Consider the following 11353-nt stretch of genomic DNA (forward strand, 5'->3'; position numbering starts at 1 on the left):
TGGGCTGGGGTGCGCGCGGCCGGGGGGCACGGCATCCGGTGCCGGTCACCCGGCGTCACGTCGACGAATTGCGCCCCCGGTACCGGCCCTGATCAGGGCGTCCGCCCATCGGGTGAAGCTCGGCCGGCAGCAAGGGCCGGTGCCCCAGTTTCGTCGGTGGGGGCCGATAACTCCTCCGTACGGCAATTGGCGGAGGTAGGCGCGTGCAGCACATCGATGGTCGGATCGTTCTCAGTCCCAGTGATCTGACCCGGCACCAAGAGTGCCGCCACCTCACCGCGCTGAACCTGGAGGTCGCCACCGGCCGGCTGGCGCCGCCGGTCCAGGGCCCCAGCGACCAGGCCCTGCTGATCGCCGACCTCGGCATCGCGCACGAGCTGCGGTACCTGGAGTCGCTGGAGGCCGAGGGCAGGTCCGTCGTCCGGCTGCAGGGGCAAGCCTGTGGCGCGGCCAGGGCGGAGCAGCAGGTTGTCGCGGCCATGCGCGCCGGCGTCGACGTCATCTACCAGGCCACCCTGCTCGACGGCACCTGGGGCGGGCAGGCCGACTTCCTGCTCAAGACCTCGACGCCATCGGGAAAGCTCGGTGACTGGTCCTACGAGGTCGCCGATGCCAAGCTCGCGCGCCGCATCAAGGTGCCGGCGCTGCTGCAGATGGCCACCTACGCCGACCGGCTCGCCGTCCTGCAGGGCCGTGAGCCCGAGCGGGTCTGCGTCGTCACCGGCGATGGTGTCCTCCGCCCCTTCAAGCTGGTCGACGTCGCGGCCTACACCCGCCGGGCGCGTCGCAGGCTGGAGTCGTTCGTCGCCGCCGTCCCGCCCACCGGGCCGGTCCCCATCGGCTACTGCGACCAGTGCACCTGGTCGGCCCGCTGCGCCGACGAGCTGCGCATCAGCGACGACCTCAGCCTCGTCGCCGGCATGCGCCGCGACCAGCGCGGCGCCCTCATCGACGTCGGCGTCGCCACGCTGGAGCAGCTCGCGAGCGCCGACCCCGACACGCTCAAGGCCACCGGCATCGGCCGGGCCACCCGCGAACGCCTGCAGGACCAGGCCCGCGAGCAGCTCCGTGGCCGCGCCGCCCAGGCGCCCACCCGCACGCTGCTGACACCGCAGCAGGCCCAGGGGCTCCTCCGACTGCCCGAGCCGAGCGCTGGCGACCTCTACCTCGACTTCGAGGGCGACCCGCTCTCCGGCGACGGCCTCGGCCTGGAGTACCTGGCCGGCCTGGGCAACCGCGAAGGCGCCTTCACCGCCCTTTGGGCGCACGACCACGACCAGGAGCGGCGCATGGTTGCCGACCTGATCGACCGCATCGTCGACGCCTGGCGCGCTGACCCCGGCATGCACGTCTACCACTACGCCGCCTACGAGGTCAGCGCGCTCAAGCGGCTGACCGGCCGGTACGGCGTCCGCGAGGCCGAGCTCGACCAGCTGCTGCGCGCCGAGCGGTTCGTCGACCTCTATCCCGTCGTCCGCCAGTCGATGCGGATCAGCAAGGAGTCGTACTCGATCAAGAAGGTCGAGGCCTTCTACGGCCGCGAGCACACCGGCGACGTCGCTGACGCGATGTCCAGCGTCGTCGAGTACGAGCAGTGGCTCGCCGACCGCGACCCCGCCCGCCTGCAGGCCATCGAGAGCTACAACAAGGACGACGTCGACTCCACCCGCGAGCTGCACGACTGGCTGGAGACCCAGCGGGCCGAGCTGGAGGCCTTGCACGGCGAGCAGCCACGACCGGCCGTGCCCGAGGTCGCCGCACCGGCGCCGCGGTCCGACAGCGAGGCCGCCGAGCTGGTCCTCGTCGAGAAGCTGCAGGACGCCGGCCACCCGCTGCTCGGGGACCTCGTGCAGTGGCACCGCCGGGAGGCCCGGCCCGGCTGGTGGGAGTTCTTCAGCCGCGGGGAGCTCGAGGACGAGCAGCTCGTCTCCGACCGCACCGCCCTCGGGGAGTTGGCCGCGCCGGTCGAGATCGGCCAGGAGAAGCGCAGCAAGCTCTACTCCTGGACCTTCCCGCCGCAGGACACCAAACTCTCGGCCGGCAAGCGGGCCTTCGACGTCGACACCCGGGTCAGCGTCGGGTCGATCGTCGAGGTCAACCCGGTCGCCGGGCGGCTGATCACCAAGAGCGCCAAGCCGCCGGCGCCCGCACGTGGACTGGGGCCGCAGGGGCCGCTCGACGACGAGGCGCTGCGGGAGGCGATCGCCGCGACGGCGGACGACGTCCTGGCCGCAAAGTCGTGCCTCGGTCGGGCGCTGCTCGACCGCGTCGTCCCCGCCGACACCCGCCGGCTGCCGGGGGAGGAGGCCGGCGACGCCGTCGTCCGGCTCGGGCGAACCTTGGACGGCGAGGTGCTCGCTGTGCAGGGGCCGCCCGGAAGCGGCAAGACCCGGGCGGCGTCCCGGCTGATCCGCGAGCTGCTCGACGCCGGCAAGACGGTCGGCGTCACGGCGACCTCCCACGCGGTCATCGGCAACGTGCTCAGCGCGGTCGGCCGGCCGGCGCTGCAAAAGTGCGACGAGCACCAGGCCTGCGGCGCACCCGGTGTCGCGTGGTCCAAGGACGCCGGTGAGGTCTCCGACGCGCTGCTCGGCGGGGACGTGCGGCTGATCGGCGGGACGGCGTGGTTCTGGTGCCGGCCGGAGCTGGCCGGGCAGGTCGACGTCCTGGTGATCGACGAGGCCGGGCAGTTCTCCCTGGCCAACGCGGTCGCCGTCGCCCGGGCCGCGAAGTCACTCGTGCTGCTCGGTGACCCGCAGCAGCTGGCGCAGCCGACGCAGGCCGTGCACCCGGGGGAGTCGGGGCTCTCGGCCCTGGAGCACCTGCTCGAGGGACACCCGACGGTGCCCGAGGACCGCGGCGTCTTCCTAGACCGCACGTACCGCATGCACCCGGCGCTGACCGCCTTCGTCTCCGACCTCGCCTACGAGGGCCGGCTGGAGTCCGCGGCTGGCCGCGAGCGGATCGCCGTCGACGGCTGGACCAGCGGCTTGGCCGTCCGGTTCGTCGATCACACCCGGCCGTCGACGGCCTCGTGCGCCGACGAGGCGCAGGCGGTCGCCGAGCTGTGGCGGTCGCTGCAGGGCGTCGGCTGGGTCGACGCGGAGGGGGAGTGGCACGTGATCGGCGCGGATGACGTCCTCATCGTGGCGCCGTACAACAACCAGGTCGCGCTGATCCGCCGGCGGCTCCCGGACGGCGCCCGGGTGGGGACCGTGGACAAGTTCCAGGGTCAGGAGGCGCCCGTCGTCCTGTACTCGATGACGTCGACGAGCGCGGAGGACGCGCCGCGCGGCGTCTCGTTCCTCTACGACCTGAACCGGCTCAACGTCGCCGTCTCCCGAGCCAAGGCGCTCGCGGTCGTGGTGATGAGCGAGGAGCTGCTCGACGCGCCGGTGCGGACGCCGGAGCAGCTCCGTCAGGTCAACGCGCTGTGCCGGTTGGTCGAGATGGCAGGGGTCGTGAGCGCATGACCACCCGAGACCAGAAGGAGAGTCCGGTGCCGAGGCGTCGCTCCGCGCTGCCGTCCGAGGACGTGCTCGCTGCCGCCGATGTCCTCGTCGCCGGTGACGCACCCTGGCAGGCAGAGCTCCGACTCCGCCAGGCTCGCTGGCGCGAGCACCTCGGACGGCCAGCGGGCTGGGCTGGTCCTCGCCGTCTGGGTTCACGGTTGCCGGCCGGCGACGAGACGAGCAACTTCCTCACCCCAGCGGTCGCGCGCGCGGTGGTCGCAGCGAAAGCGCAGCCCGGCGCCCTGGTGAGCGCCCCGCGCATCTACGACAACATGCTGTCGTCGCAGCCCTTGGCCTTCAATCTCTTCGCCGAGCTGGGAGCCGACCTCGCTCTGGCTAGTGCTGTCGGACGCCAGCTCTGGCCGGATCTCCTCGAGACCGTCGAGGAGCTCCGCTTCGAGTGGTCACCGGGGCGGGGCAGTCGTCGTTCCCTGGCCAACCGCTCAGCGTTCGACGTGGCGCTCGTCGGCTGGGACGCGTTGGGAGTGCGCACCTGCGTGGGGATCGAGGTGAAATACCACGAGGACCTCACGCAGGATCCCGGCTCACCCGACAACCCCCGCTACCTCGAGGTCGCCGCCGCGTCAGGTGTCTTCCACGACCCGGCCGCCCCTGACCTGCGAGCGCTCCCGCTGCGGCAGATCTGGTTCGACCATCTGCTCGCTCTCTCCATGACCGGTGACGCAGCCGACGACTTCGCGCGGACGCGCTTCGTGCTCCTCGCTCCGGCGATCAACCCCGCCGCGGTCCCTCGTGGACGCCGCCTACCGAGCGCACCTGGGGGATTCGCTCACATACGAGCGAAGGACGTTGGAGGAGGTCGTCGCGGTCATCGCTGCCACCACGGATGCGCCCCCCTGGGTCCGCGATTTCGCGTCGCGCTACCTGCAGGCGACCGCAGACAACGACCGGCGTTAACGCAGGAGCGAATAAAATTAGCCGGCATGTACCGCGACTCATCGGGCAAGACGCTCGAGGACTATGCGCGGCCGTCGGTGGCTGTCGACACCGCCGTTCTCACTGTCGGACCCGACCGCAGGGTCGACGTCCTGCTCGTCCAGCGGGACGAGCCGGGCCGCGGCCCGGCGTGGGGGTTGCCCGGCACATTTATCCACCCGGGGGAGCGCCTGGCCGACGCCGCGCTCCGGTCGCTCGACGAGAAGGCCCGCCTGCGCGGCAGGCGGCCACGGCAACTGCACGTCTTCGACGATCCCAAGCGCGACGAGCGCGGCTGGGTCCTCTCCGTGGCCCACTACGACGTGGTGCCGTGGCCGACGATCGAGCAAGTGCTCGCCGCTCGGCCCGACGTCGCGGTGCGCCCGGTCGCCGAGGCCACCGGCCTGCCGTTCGACCACGACAGCATCGTTCGACGGGCGGTGAGCAAACTCCGCGCGCTCTACCGCCGCCGTCCTGATCCAGCCCGACTGCTTACCGAGCCGTTCACCATGCGGGATCTGCGGCAGCTCCACGCCGCCGTCGCGGCCGCGGAGCCCAAGCCCGATGCGTTCCGCCGGCTCATGGAGCCGCAGCTGAACGACACCGGTCGGACGACGGAGCGCACCGTCGGCCGACCGGCGGCGCTGTACACACGGATGCCTGCGCGCTCAGCCGGCTGATCGATGCAACGGACAGCCCCCGTCGGACGGCTCGCCCGGGACCGTCGCCCGGTTAGTGCCGCTCGCGGCGATCAACTCGTCAACGGCGCGGTGCAACGTCTCGACCACCTCGTGCCGGCCCAGCCGGTCGGTTATCGCCGCCTCGACGGCGGTGTAGTACCAGAGCAGGTCGTGCTGGCAGGCGCTGAACGTCGTCCAGAACGCCGGGCCGAACGTCCGCAGGTCACGGGCGATCGCCCGAGCGTTGTGCACCTTGTCCGCGGCAGTCACCAATAGCGCATCCTCGCGCTTTGTCCCCAGGCCGGCGACGTAGGCCAGCTTGCGCTCGCGCCACGGCCGCTTGCCGCCCTCGCCGTTCAGCGAGTCGCTGCACGCGGCGACCATCTCGCCCACGGCCGCGCCGAATTGGCTCGTGATCGCGTCAAGCACGTCGGGGCCTTGCCCGGGGGCGGCATCCTCGACGGCGTCGTGCAGCAGACCGGCGATGGCCTGGTCCTCGCTGCCGCCGTGTTCGAGCACGAGCGCGCTAACGCTCATCAGGTGGGACAGGTACGGCACGCGCGAGCCCTTGCGGACGTGGAAGCGGTGCCGCTCGAACGCGAAGTGGAGTGCATCGTCGAACCGTGGGCTCAGTGCGCCCGCGCCCAGGTCCAAGCGCGCTTCGAGAGTCGTCATCGTTCTCCTCTGGTCGGGTTCGTCGAACCCTTCATACCTCGCGGCGCTGACACTTTGAGCGCCTATGCGTGAAAGCGTTGGACCGGGTCGTCGCCGCGTTCGTCGCGTCTGCGATCGTCGCGGGCGAGGGTGGACCGATTCGGAAGTCAGGAGGTGGGCGCGTGGCCACGCTGCTGCTGACGTGGAACCCGGACCACTGGCGGATGGACTACGACGGCTTCATCGCCCGGACCGAGGCCGGCGAGCCGATCGAGGGCAGGTGGAGCGTCGGGGGACGCCGCCACGGCATCGGCCCGGGTGACCGCGCCTTCCTGTATTGGCAGGGCAGCTCCGGGCGTGGCCTCGTCGCGCTCGGGGAGATCCTGAGTGAGCCCTACGAGGACGACCACTGGTCGGGGCGCGGCGGGACGAGCAGGTACGTCCACGTCCGCTGGTCCGAGTTCCGCCGGCTCGAAGACGCCCTGCTGCTGGACGAGCTGGAGGACGTCGCGCCCGAGTTCGCGTGGCGGAAGGTCTACGCCTCGGGCCGGACGCTTCCGGAACCCATCGCACACCGGCTGCTGGGGTTGTGGAACAGCTGACGAGGTGCCGATACCTCAGAGGTACCGACCGCACCGCGCACCCGGGAGCCCCGCTCTGCCTCGTTCCACCACGTCGCGGCGGCGTCCGCCCTCCCGTCCTGCGAAGCGCACGCCGGTCAAGGCGCGGCGCACGCGGCGGCCCGTGCTCAGCGCCACGGCGTTCGTCGTGCTGCTGGTGCTCGGGGCGCTCGGCTACCAGTCAGCCCGGGCGGATTTGACCCTCCCGGCGTCCGGTCCCACTTGGCCGCTGACCGGCGTCCCGGTGGCCGCGCCGGAGAACCGCCCCGCGCTCGCCGTGAAGATCGAGAACTCGGTCGACGCCCGCCCGCAGTCCGGCCTGAAAGCCGCAGACATCGTGTGGGAGCAGGTCGTCGAGGGCGGCATCACCCGGTTCGTCGCCGTCTACCACTCGAACCTCCCGCCCGAGATCGGCCCGGTGCGGTCGATCCGGCCGATGGACCCGGCGATCGCCGCCCCGCTGCACGGGCTGCTCGCGTTCTCTGGCGGGCAGCAGCAGTACGTCGACGCTGTCGCGGCCGCCGGGCTGCAGGTGCTCAGCCAGGACTCCGGCGCCGCCGGCTTCCACCGGACGACGACCCGCCGGGCGCCGCACAACGTCTACGCCGTCCCTCAGACCCTCGTCGACCAGGCCGACGACGCGCACCGCGCCGCGCCCGCCGCCCAGTTCGACTACCCGGCGCCGGGGGAGCAGCCCACCGCCGTCGCCGCCGGGCAGCCGACCTCCACCCTGGCCCTCGAGCTGTCCGGCATCAGCAATCCCCGGTGGACCTGGAGCGCCGACGGCCGCTGGCTGCGCGCCGAGGGCAGCACCCCCGCCACCGACGCCGACGGCACGCAGCTCGGCGCCACCAACGTCGTCGTCCTGCGCGTCGACGTCGTCGCCACCGACGCCCGGGACCCCGCTGGCAACCCGGTCCCGGAGACCGTGCTGACCGGGCAAGGGGAGGCCCTCGTCGCCTCCGGTGGCCACACCGTCGCGGCCACCTGGTCCAAGCCGACGCTCGGCGACCGCGTGATGCTGACCGGAGTGGACGGCGCCCCCGTGACGCTGGCGCCCGGGACTACCTGGATCGAGCTCGTCCCCAACCGCACCGGCGGCGTCACCACCGGCTGACCGCAGGGCCGCGACACCCACCCGCCCCACTCGTCACAGCTCACCTGGGCCTTTCCCACGGGTCCCGCCAGAGGCCCACCCCGGCTCATACGCTGGCCGAAACCCCGACCACGGAAGGACGGACAGCGTGGGCAAGCACCTGCTCGACGAGACGGCGGAATTCCGGATGCCGCGCATCCCCCGGCACGCCGCCGAGCACGACGACGAGCTCGAGGCCACCCAGCGGTTCGACGCGGGCTTCCGCGAGCAGCGTCCCCGCCCCGTGCCCCCGCGGGAGCCGACCGCGCGCTGATCCGCCGCCCGCCGCGTTCTGTCGGTGGGCTCTGGCAGTCTCCCCGCCGCTCGTCGCAGGGACGGGCGGAACGCGGAGGTGACGTGAGCGGGTCGGTCGGCGTGCAGCTGGGGCGGGTCTGCCCGCAGTGCGGGCGGGAGGACTCCGTCCCGCTGCTCTGGGGGCTACCCGACGCCGAGGCCATGCGGCTCGCCGGGCGCGGGCTGGTGGCGCTCCGCGGCTGCCTGGTCCCCGGTGAGAGCCCAGCCCTCCACTGCCGGGCCTGCGGCCTCGACTGGGGCTACCCCGGCGACCCCACCGCCGACGAGCAGGCGCTGGCCGAAGCACTCGGCGTCCGGTACCCCGATGTCCTGCGCGCCCTTGGCACCGGCTGGCGTCGCGCGAGCATCGCCACCGACGGCGCCGAGTGGTTCGTCAGCGGCGAGCCGGCCCAGGTAGCCGTCGGGGTCACCGGCCCGTGGTTCGTGCTCGCCCGCCCGCTGACCCGCTGGGGGAGCGGCGTCGACCTGCAGCCCGCCGATCAGCGGCAGTTCGGGCGCGACGACCTGCTGTACGACTCGGAGATCGTCGCCGCGGGGGCCGACGAGATCGCCTCGCGGCGGCGCCGCTCGTTCCGCTGGTGCCGCAGCTGCCGCCGGGTGCACCCGCCGGAGTGGTTCGTCGGCACCGAGCGCGTCTGCCAGGACTGCGAGGCGGCCTACGAGCACGTCGACGCGTGACGCGAGAGGCCGGGGTTCCTATCCTCCAGGGGCGGGCTGACCTGAGGGCGGGGAGGCCGGATGGCCGACGAGCGCATCGCCGTGGACTCCGTTCGGCCTGGCGACGGCCTGCCCGCCGGCACGGTCACCTTCCTCTTCACCGACATCGTCGGGTCGACGCGCCTGCTCCGGGAGGACCGGCACGGGTACGCGGCCGCCCTCGCCGAGCACCGCCGCCTGCTGCGGGCGGCCTTCACCGAGCACGGCGGCCACGAGGTCGACACCCAGGGCGACTCCTTCTTCGTGGCCTTCCCCTCCGCCGGCCAGGCGCTGGCCGCCGCGGTCGACGCGCAGCGGGCGCTGGCCGCCCAGCCCGGGCCGGACGAGCGGCGCATCAGCGTGCGGATGGGCCTGCACACCGGGGAGGCCACCGTCGCCGACGGCAGCTACGTCGGCCTGGCCGTCCACTGCGCGGCCCGGATCGCCGCGGCCGCCTCCGGTGGGCAGGTGCTGTTGTCGGACATCACCGCGGCCGTGGCCGCGGGGCAGCTGCCGGGAGGCGCCGCCCTGCACTTCCTCGGCGAGCACGAGCTCAAGGACTTCCCGGGCCGGGCGCCGCTCTACCAGCTGGACATCGCCGGGCTGCCGAACCGGTTCCCGCCGCCGCGCACCACGTCGCCCCGTCGGCTGATCCTGCCGGACGTCCCCGACCACCTGCTGGGCCGGGACGGCGACGTCGACGCCGTCGCCGCCCTGCTGACCAATGCCCGCATCCGGCTGGTCACCGTGACCGGACCCGGAGGCATCGGCAAGACCAGGCTCGCGCTCACCACGGCCCGGACCGTGGCCGACGAGTTCCCCGGCGGGGTCGTGTTCGCGCCGCTGAGCGCGATCACCGACCCGCGGCTGGTGCTGGGCACGGTCGCTGACGTCATCTGCGCCCGCTGCGAGAGCGGGAGCTCACCGGTCGACGCGATCGCCACCGCCGTCGAGGAACGCACGCTGTTCGTGCTGGACAACTTCGAGCAGGTCGTCGAGGCCGCCGGCGACCTGAGCGTCCTGCTCGACAGTACCCCGGCCGCGGTCGCCCTCGTGACCAGCCGCCAGGCGCTGCGTCTGCGCGCCGAGCAGCAGTTCCCCCTCGCCCCGCTGGCCGCCGGGCCCGCGGAGCGGCTCTTCGCCGAACGCGCCGCAGCGGTCCGCCCCGGCTTCACGCTGGACGCCGCGAACGCCGCCGCGGTTGCGGAGATCTGCCGCCGTCTGGATGGGCTGCCCCTGGCCATCGAGCTGGCCGCCGCCCGGACCCGGTTGCTGCCGCCCCCAGCGCTGCTCGCCCGCCTCGGGCAGCGGCTCGACGTCCTCGGCGCCGGACCGGTCGACCTGCCGGCGCGGCAGCGGACCCTGCGCGCCACGATGGACTGGAGCTTCGGCCTGCTGGGTCCGCACGAGCAGGCCGTCTTCACCCGGCTGGCCGTGTTCTCCGGCGGCTGGACCCTGGACGCGGCGGAGAGCGTCTGCGGCCGGCCCGGCGAGCCCGCCGTCCTCGACGCCCTCGCGGCGCTGCTCGACGCGAGCCTGCTCGCCGAGTCCGGGGAGTCCATCGCGGAGCCGCGGCTGTACATGCTCGACACCGTCGCTGCCTACGCGACCGAGAAGCTCGCCGCCTCCCCGGACCGGGACGAGGCCGGACGGCGGCACACCGAGTGGATGGTGGAGCTCACGGGTGCCCTGCTGACCGCACCCGTGCCCGAGGTCCGGGGGCGGTCCCTCCGGCTCGACGACGAGCTGCCCAACCTGCGGACGGCGATCGACCGCGTGCTCGGCGCCGGCGACCTGACCACGGCCGCGCTCCTCGTGCGCAACACCTTCGGCTACATGACCCGAAGAGACGGCGAACGGGAGGTCGGGGAGTGGCTCGACCGGTCGCTGGCGATGTCGCACGGGGCTCCGGATGCCGTCCGCGGGCGGCTGCTCGTGCTCCGGGCGCTCGTCGCCGGGATCCTCAACGACCTCACCGCCGTCGCCCCGTTGCTGGACGAAGGCCGGCCACTGCTCCCCGACGACGCCGACCACGAGTACGACCGCTCCTTCGCGGCTACCGCCGGCATCTACGCCGCCGTGGCCCGCGGTTCGCTCGAGGGGGTCCGCGCCGCCCACGAGGAGGCGCTCGCCCGCTTCATCGCGCTGGGGCAGGAGCTCGGCGAGGCCTACATGGAAATGGTGGGCGGGGACATCGCGCTGGCCAGCGGCGACCTCGACACGGCCGACCGGCGCTACCGCAGGGTCGTGGAGCTGGCCCGGCGTCTCGACGACGACGCGATGATCGGCCAGGCCATGAGCCTGCGAGGACTGGTGCTGCTGAGCCGGGGCGACGTGGCCGGCGCGCGGCGCTCGGTCCTGGACGGCGCGGCGGCCAACCAGCGCTGGGGGCAGACCACGGCGATCGCCTACTCCCTGGAGGGGCTGGCCGCGGTGGCGCTGGCCGACGGCCACCCGGCGGTGGCGGCCAGGGCGCTGGCCGCCGCGGCCGCTGCACGGCGGCACATCGCCGCGCCGCTGACGCCTGCGCTGCCGCCCCTGGTGGCGGACCTGGCGGCGCGGTCGCGGTCGCAGCTCGGCGACCAGGCCTACGACGCGGCCTGCCACGAGGGAGGGCAGTGGTCGCCGCAGCACGCCCTGGAGCGCACGCTGGACGAGATCGTGGGTCGACCCGCGGCGCTAGACGAGTAAGTCCGATCGGGGGTCAGTGGTCGTAGGCGATCAGGGATCGGGTGATCGGCTGGCCGGTGGCGCGGTTGTGCCAGATGGCGGCGGTGAGGGCAAGAAGCCGTTGGGCGACCCGGC

Annotated in this window: 8 protein-coding genes and 1 pseudogene; 7 read left to right on the forward strand and 2 right to left on the reverse strand. The window is 73.3% G+C overall.

The genetic code is table 11. The features are described from left to right. The first annotated feature begins 203 nt into the window (after window positions 1-203). Together ACI797_RS25890 and ACI797_RS25895 are read left to right on the forward strand one after the other, a co-directional pair. Window positions 204-3473, forward strand: a complete 3270-nt coding sequence (locus ACI797_RS25890) for a TM0106 family RecB-like putative nuclease (RefSeq protein ID WP_456862957.1) — start codon at window positions 204-206, stop codon at window positions 3471-3473. Continuing rightward, entirely contained in the window at window positions 3470-5128 is a 1659-nt protein-coding gene (locus ACI797_RS25895) for an NUDIX hydrolase (RefSeq protein WP_456862961.1), read from the forward strand. Before ACI797_RS25890 ends, ACI797_RS25895 begins: the two co-directional genes overlap by 4 nt. Here the strand turns inward: ACI797_RS25895 and ACI797_RS25900 are convergent. After that, window positions 5117-5803: an HD domain-containing protein gene (locus ACI797_RS25900; RefSeq protein ID WP_456862964.1), complete on the reverse strand. Its 687-nt coding sequence runs from the start codon at window positions 5801-5803 to the stop codon at window positions 5117-5119. The two genes, ACI797_RS25895 and ACI797_RS25900, sit on opposite strands and share 12 nt — an antisense overlap. Before the next feature lie 161 nt (window positions 5804-5964). On the opposite strand from ACI797_RS25900, the gene ACI797_RS25905 reads away from it, so the two are divergent. The 5 genes from ACI797_RS25905 to ACI797_RS25925 all read left to right on the forward strand — a co-directional run bounded on the left by ACI797_RS25905 (window position 5965) and on the right by ACI797_RS25925 (window position 11239). Beyond that, window positions 5965-6384, forward strand: coding sequence for a hypothetical protein (locus ACI797_RS25905; protein ID WP_456862967.1), 420 nt, complete (start codon window positions 5965-5967; stop codon window positions 6382-6384). Between the two features lie 142 nt (window positions 6385-6526). Further along, complete coding sequence (locus ACI797_RS25910; protein WP_456862970.1) at window positions 6527-7519, forward strand: DUF3048 domain-containing protein; 993 nt, start codon at window positions 6527-6529, stop codon at window positions 7517-7519. A 127-nt stretch (window positions 7520-7646) separates the two neighbouring features. Next, complete coding sequence (locus ACI797_RS25915) at window positions 7647-7811, forward strand: hypothetical protein (protein ID WP_456862973.1); 165 nt, start codon at window positions 7647-7649, stop codon at window positions 7809-7811. Between the two features lie 83 nt (window positions 7812-7894). Further along, entirely contained in the window at window positions 7895-8530 is a 636-nt protein-coding gene (locus tag ACI797_RS25920) for a hypothetical protein (RefSeq protein WP_456862977.1), read from the forward strand. A gap of 60 nt (window positions 8531-8590) precedes the next feature. Beyond that, a complete protein-coding gene (locus ACI797_RS25925) occupies window positions 8591-11239 on the forward strand; it encodes an ATP-binding protein (protein WP_456862980.1) in 2649 nt (882 codons plus the stop codon). A 13-nt stretch (window positions 11240-11252) separates the two neighbouring features. Here ACI797_RS25925 and ACI797_RS25930 read toward each other — a convergent pair. Beyond that, window positions 11253-11353 (reverse strand): annotated as a pseudogene (locus ACI797_RS25930) (IS982 family transposase); the annotation flags it as partial.

This window comes from Geodermatophilus sp. SYSU D00691 (assembly GCF_054050275.1).

What these genes read in the sequence shown, in the direction of transcription:
- ACI797_RS25895 (WP_456862961.1), top strand. Translation starts at nt 3,470, where the DNA reads ATGACCACCCGAGACCAGAAGGAGAGTCCGGTGCCGAGGCGTCGCTCC.
- ACI797_RS25900 (WP_456862964.1), bottom strand. Translation starts at nt 5,803, where the DNA reads ATGACGACTCTCGAAGCGCGCTTGGACCTGGGCGCGGGCGCACTGAGC.
- ACI797_RS25925 (WP_456862980.1), top strand. Translation starts at nt 8,591, where the DNA reads ATGGCCGACGAGCGCATCGCCGTGGACTCCGTTCGGCCTGGCGACGGC.